The sequence below is a fragment of the Mesorhizobium sp. M0058 genome (assembly GCF_040323095.1).
GTDB lineage: Bacteria > Pseudomonadota > Alphaproteobacteria > Rhizobiales > Rhizobiaceae > Mesorhizobium.
In genome coordinates, this window is the sequence record NZ_JAMYUQ010000011.1 from 148,899 (window position 1) to 166,055 (window position 17,157).

Below are 17,157 nucleotides of genomic sequence, written 5' to 3' on the forward strand. Positions count from 1 at the left end.
CTGTTCAGACGATGGTGTCGAAGAGCCGCAGGATGAACGACCCCTGGTAGATCAGTGTGCCGACGACGAAGGCAATGTGAAAACGGCGGTCGCGCACCAGTATGGCGGCTATGCACAGCGCCACGAAAACCGGCGTTCGGAACAGATATTCATTGCCGTAGCGGGCGAAATGCTCGGGACCTTTCAGCAGCGTGTCGACGACATCGAGCAGATAGGTGGCCGCCAGCAGGCCGAAGAACCAGCCACGGCGCGAATAGAAGAAATCCTCGTAGCTGGTGTAGTCGAGCATCGAATCCGGAAACAGCAGCGCGCACAGCAGGAACAGCGTGATGGCGTAGAAGATCAGGAACAGGTACTTGCCGAAAGTCCAGACCTCTATGGTGTAGAGGCCGAACTCCCACCACCAGAAATGCACCAGCAGCAACAGCATGGAGGCGACCCAGCCGAGGTGCACGGGATAGAGCCTGTACTGGCCGGGATGCTGGACGATTCGCGCCACCCCCGACAGCAGGCGAGCGACGCCAAGTCCGATCACCATGCCCATGACGATGCGGATATGCGGGAAGATGTCGTGGGCGGAGGCTATTTCGGTGACCATGACCTGCTACGCGGTTCTTTGAGCCGCATATTGCGGTGGGACCGACCGGGTCGCAACGGAATTTGCCGGGTCGATCAAATCGCCCCTCGCCTCAAAACAGGAAATACCGCTGCGCCATCGGTAGCACGCTTGCCGGCTCGCAGGTCAGTAGCTCGCCATCGGCGCGCACCTCGTAAGTCTCCGGGTCGACTTCGACATGCGGCGTAGCGTCGTTGAGCACCATCGAATGCTTGCCGATGCCGCCACGGGTGTTTTCCACGGCCACGAACTGCTTGTCGACGCCGAGCCGGCCATGCAGGCCTGAGTCCAGAGCCGCCTTGGAAACGAACGTCACCGACGAGTTGGTCCTGGCCTTGCCATAGGCGCCGAACATCGGGCGGTAGTGCATCGGCTGCGGTGTCGGGATAGAGGCGTTTGGGTCGCCCATCGGGGCTGCGGCTATCATGCCGCCGATCAGCACCATGTCCGGTTTGGCGCCGAAGAAGGCTGGGTTCCACAGCACCAGATCGGCGCGCTTGCCGACCGCGATCGAACCGATGTCCCTGGACAGGCCATGCGCGATGGCCGGGTTGATGGTGTATTTGGCGATGTAGCGGCGGACGCGGAAATTGTCGTTGTTGCCGGTCTCCTGCGGCAATGACCCGCGCTGGCGCTTCATCTTGTCGGCGGTCTGCCAGGTGCGGATCGCCACCTCGCCGACACGGCCCATGGCCTGCGAGTCCGACGAGATGATCGAGAAGGCGCCGATATCGTGCAGAATGTCTTCCGCCGCGATGGTCTCCTTGCGGATACGGCTTTCGGCAAAGGCGATGTCTTCAGGGATCGACGGCGACAGATGGTGGCAGACCATCAGCATGTCGAGATGCTCGGCCAGCGTGTTGACGGTGTAGGGCCGGGTCGGGTTGGTCGAAGACGGAATGACGTTGGGCAAGCCGCAGACCTTGATGATATCGGGCGCATGGCCGCCGCCGGCACCCTCGGTGTGGAAGGCGTGGATGGTGCGGCCCTTGATGGCGGCGACGGTGTTCTCGACAAAGCCGGATTCGTTCAGCGTATCGGTGTGGATCATCACCTGCACGTCGTAATCGTCGGCAACCGACAGGCAGCAGTCGATGGCCGCCGGCGTCGTGCCCCAGTCCTCGTGCAGCTTCAGCGAGCAGGCGCCGCCCAGCACCATTTCCTCCAGCGCTGCCGGCAGCGAGGCGTTGCCCTTGCCGGACAGGCCGATGTTCATCGGGAAAGCGTCGAAGGACTGGATCATGCGCGCCATGTGCCAGGGTCCAGGCGTGCAGGTGGTGGCCAGCGTGCCATGCGCCGGGCCGGTGCCGCCGCCGAGCATGGTGGTGATGCCCGACATCAGCGCTTCGTCGATCTGCTGCGGGCAGATGAAGTGGATGTGCGCGTCGAAGCCGCCGGCGGTCAGGATCTTGCCCTCGCCCGCGATGATCTCTGTACCGGGGCCGATGACGATGGTGACGCCGTCCTGCGTGTCGGGATTGCCGGCCTTGCCGATCGCCGCGATGCGGCCGTCCCTGAGACCGATGTCGGCCTTGAAGATGCCGGCCGTGGCATCGACCACCAGCGCGTTGGTGATGACCGTGTCGACCGCGCCGCCGGCGCGCGACACCTGGCTCTGGCCCATGCCGTCGCGGATGACCTTGCCGCCGCCGAATTTCACCTCCTCGCCATGGACGGTGAGGTCCTTTTCGACCTCGATAAACAGCTCGGTGTCGGCCAGGCGCACTCTGTCGCCGACCGTCGGGCCATACATCTGCGCGTAGGCGGCGCGGGTAATTCTAGCCATCAGTCAATGCTCCCCAAACGAGAGGCCGGCCGCAGCCGAACTCCACATCGTCGCCATCCAATGGTCATGCAATGACCCGCCCGGCGACACCTTCTGATCCCATTTGGCCGTTGAGGTGGTCGTGCCACCCCAAACCGCCCGTTTGCCAAACCCTTGGCCAAATCGATGGAGGAAAATACATGCGCAAAATCATCGTTCTTGCAGCCGCCGCCACGCTGGCCTCCGCAACTGTAGCCGGCGCCCAGCAGCAGCCCACGCCGCAACCGAAGCCGGCGGCGCCCAGCGCTCAGCCGGCGGCGCCGGCGATCCAGAAGGTCAACATCGTCGATATCAGCGAATTGCCCAAGGCCACCCAGACGCAGGTCAATCAGGTGATCGCCCAGCGTGGCGATGCCGGGCTGCAGAAACTGCGCTCTTCGATCGACGCGACTCCGCAGATCAAGTCGGCGCTCGAAGCCAAGGGGCTCACCTCGGCACAGGTGGTCGCCGCCAGCATGACCACCGATGGCGCGCTGACCCTTGTCACCAAGAAGGCAAGCTGAAAGAAGCGCTTGGCGGGCCGGCACCCGGCCCGCCAGCCCACAGGGAACCTTCGCCCGACAGGAGGCGTTTCGTCCCTTTGGCGCCGAACGGCGTTGCACAGAAAAGTCCACCAGGAGCGAGCGATGCCTGTCTTTGCCGACACCAGATGGCTCCAGAGCCTTGCTGCCTGCGCATTTCTCGCAGCTTTCGGCCCGCAACCCGCGCAAGGTCTTGAAAGCGCTGGCGCCGTCAACCGGGCCGACACCGTCAACAGGATCGTCGGCTCCGATGTCCGGCAGGAGGAGGCGCGGACGGAACCACAGACCAACAAGATCATCACCGCGATCGAGCGGACGCGTGAGAACATCGGCGCCGTGCGCAAGACGTCCAAGCTCGATACAGTAGATATCGTCTTCCTCACCGACGCGGCACGCAGCGAAGGCGGCCCGCCGCCGGCCGTCGAGAGCAAGGTCGAACAGCATCAGGACGACATTGCGGAACTGCGCAAGGAGATCGACGCCAACGCCTTGCTGTTCAACGCCATCGATTCGCGGCGCGTGCTTACGGAAGACGTCCTTGCGGTGGAATTCGACGGCTCGGCAAGAATCGTCATCTACGCGGCGGCCAGGCCGTCGAACTGACCTCAGGGCGCTCGACCCCGTCGATCTCACAGCCTGCCCATGATCTTCTGCTGAAAACCGTAGACCTCGCGTTTTCCTCCGAACGGCACCAGCGTGACGTCCCGCTCTTGTCCCGGTTCGAAGCGCATCGCGGTGCCGGCGGCAATGTCCAGACGCATGCCGCGCGCTTTGTCGCGGTCGAATTTCAACCCCTCATTGGTCTCGAAGAAATGGTAGTGGCTGCCGACCTGGATCGGCCGGTCGCCGCTGTTGGCGACCTTCAGCGTCACCGTCGGCAGCCCCTTGTTGAGCTCGATGTCGCCGCTTGCCGTGATGATTTCGCCGGGAATCATCGTTAGCCTCACAAAACGCCGAAGACCAGGCCGACGGCGACTGCAGCACAAGCGGCGCCAGCGGCGCGGGCAAGCCCGCGAAAGCGCATGCCGAGGCCAAGGCCGGCAGCGATGCCCATGGCATGGAGAAGTGCGGTGGCAACGGCAAAGCCGGCCATATAGTCAAGTCCACCGGCATTTTCCGGCACTTCGGTGCCGTGGGCATGGCCATGGAACAGCGCGAACAGGCCGATGATGGCGACTCCGGCCGAGACCGGCAGATCGACCGCCAACGCCACCAGCAAGCCAAGCGCGACGACGGAGGCAAGGATGCCCGGTTCGACGAAAGGCACCGGCACGTGGAGCATGCCGAGCGCGCCGCCGACCAGCATGACGCCGACAAAGGCCAGCGGCCAGGCCCAGATTGCCTTGCCGCCCTTGAGCGCCGCCCACAGGCCGACGGCTACCATGACGGTCATATGGTCGAGGCCGGACAGCGGATGCGCGAAGCCCGCCGCGAAGGACGAGGTCGTGCCGATGCCGACATGGGCATAGGCGGGCATCGCCGCCGCCAGCAGCAGGATCGCTGCAAGCGTGGTGCGTTTGGTTGAAGCAGAGATCATCGGTCTTCCCTTCGAAGTCACGAAAACAATCACGCAGCCTTGCGCGGGCCGCAGCCCTCGGCCTTGAGCACGCGTTGGGTCGAGGCCGGATATTTCACCAGTTTCTCCACTGGGCGGATCGGGCGTGCGGAAAAATTGCCGCCGCAGTTCGGGCAGACGCCGCCCAGCACATGTTCAGCGCAGTCAGCGCAGAAGGTGCATTCAAAGGTGCAGATCAGCGCGTCCGCCGCTTCCGGCGGCAGGTCCTTGTCGCAGCATTCGCAATTCGGTCGCAGCTCCAGCATCGTTTTCTCCTCACCTGATCGGTTCGTGAACGGTCACCAGCTTGGTGCCGTCGGGAAAGGTCGCCTCGACCTGCACGTCGTGGATCATCTCGGCGATGCCTTCCATCACCTGCGCGCGGGTGATGACATGGGCGCCGGCCTCCATCAGTTCGGCGACCGGGCGGCCGTCGCGGGCGCCCTCGACGACGAAATCGGTGATCAGCGCGATCGCTTCGGGGTGATTGAGCTTGACGCCGCGTTCCAGCCGCTTGCGCGCCACGATCGCCGCCATGGCGATGAGCAGCTTGTCCTTTTCACGCGGCGTCAGGTTCATGCGCTTTCCTGGATTTGGCCTGTATTTGGCTCAGAGTGACCATAATTTGGGCAGACCCGCCCGCCCGTTGAGCAGTTCGACGAGCGGAACCAGCCGCTTGCGCAGCTGATAGCCGTCCCCGGCAAACAGCCTCGCAAGAAGCTTGCCAGATTTTTTGACGCTCCAGGCGCTGGCATCGCCGTCGGCGCCGACGATGTCGCGGGCCGGATCGAGCAAGGCTTCGGCCTGCGGCGAGACCATCAGCAGCGTCGCAGCGGCAATGGCGCCGCCGGCGACCGCCGGGCGGCCAAGTGCCGCCGCGATAGCCGGCCCGATGCGGAAATCCTCGGCATGAACGAGCGCACCATCCTGGCGGACACGCCAACGGTCGTGGAAATGGCCGTGCGCGGCCTCTTCGCCCATGGCGAGGCGGCCGAATATGGTGGCTTCAAGCAGCAATGCCTCGGCGCCTGCGGCAAGCTCGACCTCGAGCGTGCGGGCAAAGGCCGAGCGGTCGAAGACGATGGTTTCCTGGGGCAGCCAGGCGATACGCCCGCCCGCGCCGACGCTGAGCTTCACCCGAACTTCGGCGCGGTCGCTAGCGGCACGATAGATCTTTTCGCAGGCCTGGGTGGTTATCGAGGCGGAGGCACCTGGCCCGACATCGATTTCCCAGCCGAGCCGATCGCCGCCGGTCAGACCGCCGGCGGTGTTGATGAGCACGGCTTCGAGCGGATCGGCCGCAACGGCCGGCATGCGGATTTTGGCCGAGCCGTCCTGATAGAGGCGCAAAAGCCGGGTGCGTCCATCCCTGACGCCGCACGCAAGCCGGGCCGCCCCGGCCGCGCGCTGGGCCGGAAGAGCTGGGATCAAGACATGCTGCAACGTATCCACGGCGCTAACGTTAAGCACTCCCGGCGCTTTGTCGATATGGTGCTTGTTGATATAGCTTGTTGCTTGACAGCGTTTCCGTTTCTATAGAGGGAGCCTCTTTGGAACGGTCATGCTGCGCCTGGCGGGTTTTTGAAGGCGACGGCGATTTCAGTCCAGGCAACAGGGGCGCCAACCAATCGGCACCGCGACGTTATAAAATTGGGGAAGGAATCGAATGGCTGACGAGCTGGCAACGGAAATCATCGCCAAGATCAGGGCACATGCGGAGCCCGGTGGCGAAGAGATCACCACCAATACGGAATTGACCGCGCTTGGCATCCATTCCCTGGAACTGACCGAGATCATCTTCGATCTCGAGGAGCAGTACGGCATCGAGATCGAGATGAACACGGTCGATGCCTGGAGCAATCTCAAGAATGTCGGCGATATGGTTGAGGCTGTTCGCGCGCTGATTGCGAAAAAAGCCTGAGCTGAATGCAAAAGCGCGTCGTCATTACCGGCATCGGCGGCATATGCGGGCTCGGCGCCAATGCGCCTGCAATCTGGAACGAAATGCGGGCCGGCCGATCGGCCATCGGTCAAATCAGCAATCCCGGTTTGCATGATTTGAAGGTCAAGGTCGGCTGCGAAATCAAGACGCTGCCCGACCATGGCATCAGCCACAAGCAGACCGTGTCGATGGACCGCTTCAGCCTTTTGGCGACGATTGCCGCGCGCGAAGCCATGCAGCATGCCGGCCTGACATCGACTGAAGCAACCACCTACCGGATGGGCGCGGTTGTCGGCGTCGGCGTCTGCGGCTGGGAGGCGATCGAGGAGAACTATCGCGCCATCCTGGTCGACGGCAAGAACCGGGCCGGCATCTTCACCGTGCCGAAAGTGATGCCGAGTGCGGCATCCGGCCATGTCAGCATGAATCTCGGCCTGCGCGGGCCGGTGTTCGGCGTCACTTCGGCCTGCTCCTCGTCCAATCACGCCTTTGCCTCGGCGGTCGACCAGATCCGGCTCGGCCGCGCCGATGTCATGGTCGCCGGCGGCACCGACGCGCCGCTGCTTTGGGGCATCCTGAAGGGCTGGGAGGCCCTGCGGGTGCTGGCGCCCGATACCTGCCGGCCGTTCTCGGCCGATCGCCAAGGCCTGTCGCTCGGCGAAGGTGCTGGAATGGCGGTGCTGGAAACGTATGAACACGCCATGGCGCGCGGCGCGACCATTCTGGCCGAATTTGCCGGAGCCGGCCTTTCCGCCGACGCTTCCGATATCGTCGCGCCGACTGTCGAGGGACCGACGGCGGCGATGCGCGCCTGCCTGGCGGACGCCGGGCTCAATCCCGAGGACGTCGACTATCTCAACGCCCACGGCACCGGCACCAAGGCCAACGACCAGATCGAGACGGCGGCAATCAAGCGCGTCTTCGGCGACCATGCCTATAAGCTGTCGGTGTCGTCGACCAAGTCGATGCATGCCCATTGCCTCGGCGCCTCGGGCGGCCTGGAAATGATCGCCTGCGTGATGGCGATCCGCGAAGGCATCGTGCCGCCGACGGCCAATTTCCGGCAGGCCGACCCCGACTGCGATCTCGACATCACGCCGAATGTGGCGCGCGAGCGCAAGGTGCGCGCGGCGATCAGCAACGGTTTTGCCTTCGGCGGCACCAATGCCGTGGTGGCGTTCAAGGCGGTCTGACGGCAAGCGACTGGCCTGAGCGACTGGCCCTGAATGACTGCGAAGACGGTGTGTGCACCTTCGACCGGTTGATCGGCAAAGAAGCCGAGGATAATCCTTCGCAACTCGCCAGACGGCGCGATACCGCGCCAAATTCCCGACCGGAGCTTTCGATGACCGACCTGTCCGCCTTTCCGATCACCAAGCGCTGGCCGGCCAGCCACCCCGACCGCCTGCAGCTCTATTCCGCGACGACGCCGAATGGGGTGAAAGTCTCGATCGCGCTGGAAGAACTCGGCCTCCCCTACGAGGCGCATCTGGTGGATATCGGCAAGGACCAGAGCTGGACGCCGGAATTCCTGTCGCTGAACCCGAACGGCAAGATACCCGCGATCATCGACCCCGACGGGCCGGGCGGCAGGCCATTCGGCCTGTTCGAATCCGGCGCCATCCTGCTCTACCTCACCGACAAGACCGGCAAGCTGATCCCTGCCGATCCGGCGCGGCGCTACGAGACCATCCAATGGGTGTTCTTCCAGATGGCGGCGATCGGGCCGATTTTCGGACAGGTCGGGTTTTTCAACAAATTCGCCGGACGCGAGATCGCCGACAAGCGGCCGCTGGATCGCTACCGCAATGAATCGCGGCGGCTGATCGGGGTGCTGGAGACGCGGCTGAAGGGTCGAACCTGGATCATGGACGACGACTATACCATCGCCGACATTTCGATGCTGGGCTGGGTGCGCAATCTGATCGGCTTCTACGAGGCGCGCGAACTCGTCGGCTTCGACGACTTCCCCACCGTCGCGGCATGGCTGGAGCGCGGGCTGGCGCGGCCCGCGGTGCAACGCGGCCTGACCATTCCCGCCAGGAATTGACCTCGGCCGGCCGAAGCAACCAGGTCTATTTCGCCTTGGCCTTGCTTTTCGAGCCGCCCTTGCCGATGACGGACGCAGCGAGCGACGCGGCGCCCCTGGCTGTCGCCGCCACCGCACCAGCGGCGACATTGGCGGTCGCCTTGACCGTGCGCATGGCCCCGCCGGCCATCGAGCCGCGGCTTGCCGGCTTCTTGGGTTTGGCGGTTTTCGCCGCCACCTTCGCCGTCGCGACCGGTTCTACCTTCTTTGGCGCCGCTTTGCCGAAAGCCGGCTTTGCGTCCTTGGACCGCTCGGCGATCGCCGGGCCGGCGCCTGCCTTGGCCTGCGTGGCCTTTGCCTGCCTGGCTTTGGGTTGAGCGGTCTTGCTCTTGGCGGGTGTTTTTGCCTTGGTTGCCATCTGACGGTTCCCTCACGGCGGCACGATTGCCGATGAGGGATAACGGCCTGAAAGTCTTAAGGTTCCCGTTCCGAAGTCCAGCGAACTATGCGGGATCGCCAACAACCAGGTCGGCGGACCTGCGACGGCCGAGCACGCGATCGATGTTGGGCATGTCGTTGGAAGCGATCCAGGCGCGGGCGTCTTCGTCGGAGCGGCCATGCTCGTGCCAGCGCACCAGAAGGCGGCGCTCGAGTTCGGCACGCGGCACATCGACAAAGATGGTGAAGTCGAACAGCGGCGCCAGCCGCGACCACGGCTCCTCGTCGAGCAGGAGGTAATTGCCTTCGACCAGGATGAACTTGGTTTCGGCGGCAACGATGGAGGCGGCGGCGCGCGACAATTCCATGCTGCGGTCGAACACCGGAATGGCGATGTCTGGCTCGCCCGAACGGATGCGCTTCAACAGCGTCTCGAAGCCGGCGAAGTCGAAAGTCTCCGGCGCGCCCTTTCTTGACCGCAGGCCGCGCTGGTCGAGCACGATGTCGTCATAGTGGAAGCCGTCCATCGGCACGACTTCAGCCGCGCCATCCGGCAGCAGATCATGCAGGCCGGCCGAGAGCGTCGACTTGCCGGCGCCGGGCGGGCCGGCAATGGCGACGATGAAGCGTTTCGCCTTGCCGGCGCGCTTGAAGATGGTGGCGGCGAGATGGGCGATTTCGGACATTGGGCGCTTCCAGCTATGCTTTGCATCTTGTCGGCAGTTTGAGGAAATTTCAAACCGCGATTTGGGCAATCTCACGACATCCGCCACGTCAGCGCCGCCCCTCGTCGCCCTGCCGGTGTCCAGCCGATAGATGGGTAACACTTCTCCCCCTATGCGTCCGCCGCAGCGCCAAGCAGATTGGTTGGCGCGGCGGTGCGGCGGACAAGCTCCATGTGCCGTGTGTCGAGGATGCCGGCAGGCAGGTGAGGGGCAGGGCCAGCGTTCGAAAATCAGCCGGGCTGGCCGATCCGCAGGAAATCGCTGTCGAACCTGACATCGCGGGTCGAACCATCGGCTCCGGTGAGACGCATGTGACCTGAGGCTGTCCCGATATCGCGCGGCGGCTCGCCGTTTGCCTGCGGCAGCGCGCCGATGACATGGCGGAAGGAGACTTCGCCGCCGAGGGTAAAAGCGGTCGCGACCCCTTCGCGCTTCAGCCAATTGTCGCCGATCGATGCGGCATGGCCGATGGCGGCGCGGCCGTCCTCGATGCCGAGCACGCCGCGATGGCGGCTGCTCCACGGCGCGTAGTCGCGGCCGCCATTGCTGAACCACAGCATGGTGACCGGCAGCTCCGCCGGGTTCTTCAGCACCAGCACCAGATCCTGTTCGGCCCGGCGCGCCAGCGCCGTCCAGCCCGGACCGCCATGATCGGCTTCGACCAGGGTGATGAAATCCTCGCGCTCATCCTCCATGCGGTAGTCGGTGAGATCGAGCGTGCCGCCGCCAGTGGCTGGAAAGCGCGTCAGATCGGTCGAGCGGGCGGGATAGGAAAGCTTGAAGCGGCCGCGGGCCGGATCGGGCTCCAGCGGTGCGTCCAGTGTCCCGGCAAAGCGCTTCGGCGAAAAGGCCAGCCGGCCGCCATCGCGCATCGCCGCCATCGGATGGTGGGCGGCGGAGACAGCGCCGGAACCGCCGGAAAAGACATGCTCCTGATAGAGGAAGGGATGACTGTTGCGGAGCGTGAAGATCTTGTCGACCGTCGCGCCCATCACCGTGCGGCGCAACCGGAAGACGGCCCGCCAGCCGTCGGATGTCGCTTCGCTGACGGTGACATCCCAGGGGCTGTTGGCCGGCCAGCCATGCAGCGGTGCGGCCTCGATGTCGCTGGCCGAAAACGGTGCGCATAGGAAATCGCCCGACAGCCGCACCGTGCCTTGAGGCAGATCCGGCGGCAGCGTCTCGCCGGCATCGATCCAGGGCGCGCGGTGCAGCGGCTTCAGCTGGCGGCCATCGCTGTCGACCGTTATGTCGGCGATATGGCCGACAGTGAGATCGAGCGTGACCGAAATGCCCTTTGCCTTGATCGTGACCGTATCCATCCGCGCACCTGCTGATTCTGATGGCAGCGAACAAACCCGCTCCGCGAGGGATGCGCAAGCACAGCGACCGGCATTTTGCATCAGGGCGATTTTTACCCTCCCCCTTTTGGGGAGGGTCGGCGAGCGATCGGAGCGAAGCGGAGATCGATCGACGGGGTGGGGGTAGCGCCCTACGAGGACCCCCACCCCGATCCGCTACGCGGATCGACCCTCCCCACATGGGGGAGGGTGGGCGCCTACTGCCGCTTATACTCGCGCACCGGCGACTTGGTGCCGTCGGTGTAGGTGACCTGCACCGCCATCGATGTCACGTTGTCGGCGACCTTGAAGTAAGGCTGGTAGTCATAAGGAATGGCGTACGGGTCCTTCTTGTCGCAAGGCGGCAGCTTGATCTCCCTGTCGAGCGCCGTGCCGTTCAGGCTGTAGCGCACCTCCTTGATGCCACAGCGGAACGACAGCATCTGGGAGAAATAGACCAGGCCGTGATTGCCGCTGGCGTCGAAGGCGATCCACGACGTCCAGAACTGGTCGAGGATCTGTTTGTTGCCCTGTTGCAGCGCTGCGTCCGGATCGAAACTTATGTCGAACGGCCCGGTCTCGCGGCCCCTGAGATCGAGATACTTGACCCCGATGGTGGTGGCCGTGGTGCTGTCGGGCAATTCGAAGCTCGGATTGGGCATCGGCTTGCCGGTGCGCTGGTCGTTCATCGCCATCAGCCCGGTGTCGGTGAACGGACCTGACACACCCATGCGCCAGGAAATGCCGGTCGCGGCCTCGGGCAGCGAGATGGAGATCGTCCAGCCGGCATTGGAGCGCATCGGCGTCAGCGTCGGGGCAAAGCGTGCTGGGTCGAGCACGTCGCCAAGCGCCGTCAGGCGGGTACGGCTGCGGTCGAGCCAGTCGGCGAGCTGCGTCTGGTCGACGAAATATTTGAGCAGCCCACCTTCCTTTTCATAGGAGACGAACCTGGTCAGCGCCTCGGCCTCGCTGCGCTTGTCGGACAGCGACTGGACGCCGAGGCGATCCTCGGAAAACTCCTGCGCGAGCAGATAATAGGCCGGTGCGAAATCCGGATTGGCCGCGATGAAGGCGTTGAGCTTGTCGAGACGCTGGGCATCGTCGAACTGCAGGATATGGACCAGCTTGATCGACAGCGCCTTGGCCTTGTCGGCCAGCTGGCCGAACACTTCGCGGGCGCCGGCCTTGCCGTCCTGCACGCGCAGCAGGGTGGCAAAGCGTGTGTAGGGATCGACGGCGTCGACGTCGAAACCGGCAAAAGCGAGATAGGAGCGCCGCGCATTCAGCATGTCGCCGGAAAGCTCGTAGACGCGGGCATTGTGGTAGAATTCATCCGGCCGCTTCGGCTCGGCGATCGCCCCGCCCTGCGCGGCCAATGCGGCAAAGCCCTTGGCGATGGTGTCGATCGAGGCGGCGATCTGCTCGGTGGTCGCCTGAAGCTTATCCGCCTGCTCGGCCTGTTTCTGCTGGCCGGCAGCGAGCGTTTCGGTCGTCTGCTTGACCGCCTCTACCGACTTTTGCGTCTGCGCGCCCTGCTCAGCCTGCTGCTGCTGGGTCGACGCAATTTCCTCGGTCTTCTTCGCCACCGCGTCAGTCGATTGCTTGACCTGGTCGACCGCCAGCTTCGTCTCGGTTACCGTTTGCTCGATCCTGGCCACCCTGGCCGAGACGATGCCCATCTGCTGCTGCAACTGGGCGATGGCCGGCACCAGGCCGGCGATCACACCGTTCTGCGAATTGGTCTGCTGCTGCAGGCCATAGACGCCGCCGGCGACGGCGGCAGCGCTGGTGGCAAAGATCAGCGCCGGCAGCGCCTTGGCGGCCAGCACCAGCCGCAGAACGATGGCAATGGCGATGATGGCGGCGGCAACCGAAGCGACCAGCGCGATATAGGCGGCGAACGGCGCCAGCGGATTGAGGATGTCGGATGCGGCGCCGCCGATGAAAGCGACGCTGCCGGCCCATTTGCCGGTGCGGCTGAGCGAAGCCCTGATAAGAGATGGCGCAGCCGCGCCGATGTCACCGGTCATTGTCAAATCCCCCAAGCAATTGCCGCCTCTATAGCAGCACCGCGACCCCGCAGGCAAAACAGGACAGGAAGCAGGCGATTTCGGGGCGGGGGATTACGGAGTTGGTGAGTAGCGAAGACCGAAGTCACAGCTAATCTCCCCCGCAAGGGGGAGATTGGCAGCTCCGCCGTTAACCAAATGGACGAACACAATGGGTTAGGCTAGGTTCCGGCCCTCTCAGCAACGCCGGACTTGACTTGCCAAATTTCCATTTCCCCTCCCCCGCCCAGAAATTTCTCGCAGCCCTCCTGCTGCTTGTCTTCGTGGCCGGCTGCAGCACCACCGCACCGCCCGACAGCGTGCTCGCGGTGCCGGCGCCGCAGGAGAAATATGCGGCCATCGTCGTCGATGCCGGCAGTGGCAAGACGCTGTTCGAAGTCAGTTCGAGGGCGCAACGCTATCCGGCGTCGCTGACCAAGATGATGACGCTGTACCTGCTGTTCGAGGCGCTGGAGTCCGGCCGCGTCTCGAAGGAAACGCAGATTCCGGTCTCCGACAATGCCGCCCGGCAGCCGCCGACCAAATTGCGCTTCAAGCGCGGCGAGAGCATCGATGTCGATTCGGCGATCCGGGCGATCGTGGTCAAGTCGGCCAATGACGTGGCGGTGGCGGTGGGCGAATATCTCGGCGGCTCGGAGGACCAGTTCGCCGCCATGATGACGTCCAAGGCGCGCCAGATCGGCATGAGCAGCACCGTCTTCCGCAATGCCTCCGGCCTGCCCGACGATGGCCAGCACACATCGGCGCGCGACATGGCGACGCTGGGGATGGCGCTGCGCGCCCGCTTCCCGCAGCAGTTCCACTATTTCTCCGAAAGCGACTTCATGTTCCGCGGCCGGCTGGTGCGCGGCCACAACGACATGCTCGGCCGGGTGCGCGGCGTCGACGGCATCAAGACCGGCTATATCAGGGCATCCGGTTACAATATCGTCACGTCCTACAATGCCGACGGCCGGCATCTGATCGTGGTGGTGATGGGCGCCGACAGCGCTAGGCAGCGCAACGACCATGTCGAAGCGCTGATCCAGCGCAGTCTGTCGCCCGCCATGGCCGATACGAAGACGCGGCTGATGTTTGCGGGAGATCAGCCGGCCGCGTCGCCCGGCCTGCCGCCGCCTGGTTTGCCGGCGCAGGGGTCGCAGTTGCCTGGTTTACCGCCGCAATAGAACCCGTCGTTGGGTGGAGGAACTCTGAAACGCCGGCGGGACAGCACCCCCCTCTGGCCTGCCGGCCATCTCCCCCTCAAGTGGGGAGATTAGCAGCTTCGGCGTCTCGCCTCTTTTTCGTGTTTGGCGAAGCCATGGCGACATCTGATCTCCCCCCTTGAGGGGGAGATGTCCGGCAGGACAGAGGGGGGTCGTGAAGGATCGCTGCCTCATCTTAACTCTGCAGCAGGCGCGACCTCCGTCGGCAACAGCACTTCGGCGGTCTGGTTGCCGAGCAGCAGGCGAGCGAGGCCCCGGGGGGCTGCGCTGCCACAGGCAATTGCAGCAGGCATTCATCACAAGCATGCACAAGCCCCCAATCTTCACCGCCACAGTGGCTATGCCGCCTCGCCTTGGCGTATCGTGGGCGCGACAGCAGGAGCCGGCATCATGAGCCCAAAACCATCCGAACAGGCCGACAATGAAAACGACAGCGGCGGCGAGTATTTCGAGGCGCCGCCCGCCCACGACGCCGAACTGGTTGCCGACGAGGCGCTGGAAGCGCCCGATGTGCCGGACTCCGAACCCCATGGCCGCCTGAAGCCGAAGCGAAAACCGTCGGCGATATCAGGTAGAAAGTTTCGCAAGCGTGACCTGGTGCGCATCGACGACCTCAGGCCGAGCCTGGCCGACCGCATCCGCTCCGATCATCCCGACCTGCCGCGCGGCGCCCGCATCAGCCGGGAGGAGCTCGGCCGTTACCGCATGCGCTACATGGAGGAGCTGCTGCAGCAGGAGCATGGCGAATTCTCCGAGCTCGACCGCCAGGTGGTCGAATCGATCGCCAGGCAGGACACGATTTCGGAAAACTCGGAAGAGGAGTTCGAGGAGCACCGCTCGTTCGCCGACCGCGTCTCCGACAACATGGCGGCTTTCGGCGGCAGCTGGTGGTTCCTGATCTCGTTCGGCAGCGTGCTTGCGGTGTGGATCGGCATCAATTTGATCGCGGGCGTGAGCAGCGCCTTCGACCCCTACCCCTTCATCCTGCTCAACCTGCTGCTCTCCTGTATCGCCGCCATCCAGGCGCCGATCATCATGATGAGCCAGAGACGGACGGAGGCCAAGGACCGCCTGCGCTCCTTCAACGACTACCGGGTGAACCTGAAAGCCGAGCTGGAAGTGCGCCACCTGCACGAAAAGCTCGACTACCTGATCTCGCGCCAATGGACGCGGCTGGCCGAAATGCAGCAGATGCAGCTGGACGCGATGCACGAGCTGACGGGGGCGAAGAAGGCGAAGCGGGCGCCACGCAGGGTGCGCAGGCGGGTGGCGAAGGTGGAGGTGGCGGGGTGAGTCCCCGGCTGAGGCTGCAGGGCGGACGCGAACTTGCCAGGCCGCGCAAGGTGGCTTCGAAAATATCGCCACGCCAATTGCCCGTTGAAGCCCGGCGCGGCTTCCGCTAAGAAGCCGTGGCTGGCCGGCCTATCGGCTGGTTCGTTTTCAGGTTCCTTGAAGGCACCCGTAGCTCAGCTGGATAGAGCGCTGCCCTCCGAAGGCAGAGGTCACAGGTTCGAATCCTGTCGGGTGCGCCAACTTACCGAGGTCCATTCCGGACACATAGGTTACGGTTTATATCGGAGACATGGGTAACACTTTTGGCCCGAAGGGGTTTTGGAGTGGTTCGAGCCTGCATGTCTCATCATCGAAGTAGCCCAAATCATAATCCATGAAGGAAGCCAGCCAGATATGGTCCTCGACCTGTTTGATGCCGACGGTCTGGCCGGCAAAGACGAGGCTGAGGTTGATCTTCTTGCGATTGTAGCAGATGCGGCCGCAGGTGGTGACGGTGACGGCCTTGTCGTGAAACGGATAATCGAGATCCGGCAGGCCGGCATAGATGCGCGGTGACGGGGTGTAGCGCTCGGCTGGACAGGCCATGTCGAGCGCCTGATGTGGGCGTTCTGAGTTGAACTCATCGATGAAGTCATCGAACCTGGCCTGCTGCTGCAGGAAATTGGCGCCAGCCGGTTTGGTGGTTTCCTTCTTGAGAGTCAGGTGCATGCGCTCATGGCGCCTGTTCTGCTGCGGACAGCCCGGCTGGATGCGCTCGATGTCGATGCCCAGGCGCAGCCACCAGACCGACAGTTTGCTGAGATTGAACAGCGCGTTTGGGCTGGCAAAGGGAACGCCATTGTCGGTCCTGATGGCGCTGGGCAGGCCGAACTCTTTGAAAACGCTCTCGAACACCGTGAAGGCATAGGCTTCCTTGGTAGTCGACAACGCCTCGCAGGCGATGAGATAGCGGCTGGCGAAGTCGGTGATCGTCAGCGGATAGCAATAGCGCCGATCGGCGAGCATGAACTCGCCTTTGTAGTCGGCACACCACAGATCGTTGGGCCGATAGCCGTTTGAAAGTGGTGTTCCCATCGCCCTGTTGCGCCTTCGCTTGCGGCGCTCGACCAGGCCATGGCGGTCGAGAACCGCATGCACCGTCGAGATCGCAGGCCGGTGAACGTCAGGATACAGCCGGGCCAACCGTTCGCGTATCTTTGGCGCACCCCAGGTCGGCTTGTCTTGCTTGAGGCGCACAATCAGCTTCTCGATTTGAAACGGAAGCTGATTGGCGTGGCGGTAGGGTCGGCGTGATCGATCCGTCAGCCCCTCAAGGCCACTGTCATTGTAGCGTGTGAGGATCTTGTAGCCGGTCTTGCGCGAGATATCGAACTCACGGCAAAGCACCGATATCTTCTCGCCGTCCAGCAGCCGGGCAATGAACTTCAGCCGCTCTTCCATGACGTTACACTCCTTCCAAGGCACCTTGCTCTCCTTGCAAAGGGCCGAAAGTGTAACCCATGTCTCCGGAATGAACTGTCACCCATCTCTCGGGAAGGGCACGATGCATTACAATAGCTCAGATAACCCTAAAGCGCGTCGCGCTGAAACGGATTCATG

At 63.9% G+C, this 17,157-nt stretch carries 19 protein-coding genes and 1 tRNA gene; 8 read left to right on the forward strand and 12 right to left on the reverse strand.

Translation table 11 applies throughout. From position 1 onward, the window contains the following. Positions 1 to 4 precede the first annotated feature (4 nt). Together NKJ75_RS20295 and ureC are read right to left on the reverse strand one after the other, a co-directional pair. The gene (locus NKJ75_RS20295; protein ID WP_023703722.1) at positions 5 to 598 is read right to left on the reverse strand and encodes a hypothetical protein; all 594 of its coding nucleotides are present in this window, start codon (positions 596 to 598) and stop codon (positions 5 to 7) included. 91 nt (positions 599 to 689) lie between these two features. Continuing rightward, positions 690 to 2,402 (reverse strand): urease subunit alpha, encoded by a 1,713-nt coding sequence (gene ureC / locus NKJ75_RS20300; protein ID WP_031200480.1) that lies wholly within the window; start codon positions 2,400 to 2,402, stop codon positions 690 to 692. Positions 2,403 to 2,581: 179 nt separating this feature from the next. Here ureC and NKJ75_RS20305 point away from each other — a divergent pair, with 179 nt between their 5' ends. Together NKJ75_RS20305 and NKJ75_RS20310 are read left to right on the forward strand one after the other, a co-directional pair. Then, positions 2,582 to 2,944, forward strand: coding sequence for a hypothetical protein (locus NKJ75_RS20305; RefSeq protein WP_023671233.1), 363 nt, complete (start codon positions 2,582 to 2,584; stop codon positions 2,942 to 2,944). A 123-nt stretch (positions 2,945 to 3,067) separates the two neighbouring features. Then, a complete protein-coding gene (locus tag NKJ75_RS20310) occupies positions 3,068 to 3,565 on the forward strand; it encodes a hypothetical protein (protein WP_023703724.1) in 498 nt (165 codons plus the stop codon). Between the two features lie 26 nt (positions 3,566 to 3,591). Here the strand turns inward: NKJ75_RS20310 and NKJ75_RS20315 are convergent, their stop codons facing one another. The 5 genes from NKJ75_RS20315 to NKJ75_RS20335 are packed head-to-tail and all read right to left on the reverse strand — an operon-like array spanning position 3,592 to position 5,948. Further along, positions 3,592 to 3,897, reverse strand: coding sequence for an urease subunit beta (locus tag NKJ75_RS20315; RefSeq protein WP_023671231.1), 306 nt, complete (start codon positions 3,895 to 3,897; stop codon positions 3,592 to 3,594). A gap of 8 nt (positions 3,898 to 3,905) precedes the next feature. Continuing rightward, on the reverse strand, positions 3,906 to 4,499 hold the full coding sequence (locus NKJ75_RS20320) for a HupE/UreJ family protein (protein ID WP_023689154.1): 594 nt from the start codon (positions 4,497 to 4,499) through the stop codon (positions 3,906 to 3,908). Positions 4,500 to 4,528: 29 nt separating this feature from the next. Then, positions 4,529 to 4,783 (reverse strand): DUF1272 domain-containing protein, encoded by a 255-nt coding sequence (locus NKJ75_RS20325; RefSeq protein WP_023671229.1) that lies wholly within the window; start codon positions 4,781 to 4,783, stop codon positions 4,529 to 4,531. Between the two features lie 10 nt (positions 4,784 to 4,793). After that, positions 4,794 to 5,096, reverse strand: a complete 303-nt coding sequence (locus tag NKJ75_RS20330) for an urease subunit gamma (protein ID WP_023671228.1) — start codon at positions 5,094 to 5,096, stop codon at positions 4,794 to 4,796. A gap of 30 nt (positions 5,097 to 5,126) precedes the next feature. Then, positions 5,127 to 5,948, reverse strand: a complete 822-nt coding sequence (locus tag NKJ75_RS20335; protein WP_352500097.1) for an urease accessory protein UreD — start codon at positions 5,946 to 5,948, stop codon at positions 5,127 to 5,129. 235 nt (positions 5,949 to 6,183) lie between these two features. Between NKJ75_RS20335 and NKJ75_RS20340 the strand changes: the two genes are divergently transcribed. The 3 genes from NKJ75_RS20340 (at position 6,184) to NKJ75_RS20350 (ending at position 8,509) form a co-directional block, all read left to right on the forward strand. Beyond that, positions 6,184 to 6,438 (forward strand): acyl carrier protein, encoded by a 255-nt coding sequence (locus NKJ75_RS20340; RefSeq protein WP_023671226.1) that lies wholly within the window; start codon positions 6,184 to 6,186, stop codon positions 6,436 to 6,438. Between the two features lie 5 nt (positions 6,439 to 6,443). Continuing rightward, a complete protein-coding gene (locus NKJ75_RS20345) occupies positions 6,444 to 7,652 on the forward strand; it encodes a beta-ketoacyl-[acyl-carrier-protein] synthase family protein (RefSeq protein WP_023671225.1) in 1,209 nt (402 codons plus the stop codon). 152 nt (positions 7,653 to 7,804) lie between these two features. Next, positions 7,805 to 8,509 carry a glutathione S-transferase family protein gene (locus NKJ75_RS20350; RefSeq protein ID WP_023671224.1) on the forward strand — a complete coding sequence of 235 codons (705 nt, stop codon included), beginning with the start codon at positions 7,805 to 7,807 and terminating at the stop codon, positions 8,507 to 8,509. 25 nt (positions 8,510 to 8,534) lie between these two features. On the opposite strand, the gene NKJ75_RS20355 is transcribed toward NKJ75_RS20350, so the two are convergent. The 4 genes from NKJ75_RS20355 to NKJ75_RS20370 all read right to left on the reverse strand — a co-directional run bounded on the left by NKJ75_RS20355 (position 8,535) and on the right by NKJ75_RS20370 (position 13,021). Continuing rightward, positions 8,535 to 8,906: a hypothetical protein gene (locus NKJ75_RS20355; protein ID WP_023671223.1), complete on the reverse strand. Its 372-nt coding sequence runs from the start codon at positions 8,904 to 8,906 to the stop codon at positions 8,535 to 8,537. A gap of 85 nt (positions 8,907 to 8,991) precedes the next feature. Continuing rightward, on the reverse strand, positions 8,992 to 9,612 hold the full coding sequence (locus NKJ75_RS20360) for a nucleoside triphosphate hydrolase (RefSeq protein ID WP_023832531.1): 621 nt from the start codon (positions 9,610 to 9,612) through the stop codon (positions 8,992 to 8,994). Positions 9,613 to 9,881: 269 nt separating this feature from the next. Then, positions 9,882 to 10,973, reverse strand: a complete 1,092-nt coding sequence (locus NKJ75_RS20365; RefSeq protein WP_352500098.1) for a hypothetical protein — start codon at positions 10,971 to 10,973, stop codon at positions 9,882 to 9,884. A 236-nt stretch (positions 10,974 to 11,209) separates the two neighbouring features. Beyond that, positions 11,210 to 13,021, reverse strand: coding sequence for a methyl-accepting chemotaxis protein (locus NKJ75_RS20370; protein ID WP_352500099.1), 1,812 nt, complete (start codon positions 13,019 to 13,021; stop codon positions 11,210 to 11,212). A gap of 236 nt (positions 13,022 to 13,257) precedes the next feature. On the opposite strand from NKJ75_RS20370, the gene NKJ75_RS20375 reads away from it, so the two are divergent. From NKJ75_RS20375 to NKJ75_RS20385, 3 genes are all read left to right on the forward strand, one after another. Then, positions 13,258 to 14,226, forward strand: a complete 969-nt coding sequence (locus tag NKJ75_RS20375; protein ID WP_023689149.1) for a D-alanyl-D-alanine carboxypeptidase family protein — start codon at positions 13,258 to 13,260, stop codon at positions 14,224 to 14,226. A gap of 429 nt (positions 14,227 to 14,655) precedes the next feature. Then, the gene (locus NKJ75_RS20380; protein WP_023703727.1) at positions 14,656 to 15,558 is read left to right on the forward strand and encodes a DUF1003 domain-containing protein; all 903 of its coding nucleotides are present in this window, start codon (positions 14,656 to 14,658) and stop codon (positions 15,556 to 15,558) included. 162 nt (positions 15,559 to 15,720) lie between these two features. Next, a tRNA-Arg gene (locus NKJ75_RS20385) sits at positions 15,721 to 15,797 on the forward strand. Between the two features lie 37 nt (positions 15,798 to 15,834). Here NKJ75_RS20385 and NKJ75_RS20390 read toward each other — a convergent pair. Beyond that, positions 15,835 to 17,022: a helix-turn-helix domain-containing protein gene (locus NKJ75_RS20390; RefSeq protein ID WP_023806263.1), complete on the reverse strand. Its 1,188-nt coding sequence runs from the start codon at positions 17,020 to 17,022 to the stop codon at positions 15,835 to 15,837. Positions 17,023 to 17,157 lie beyond the last annotated feature (135 nt).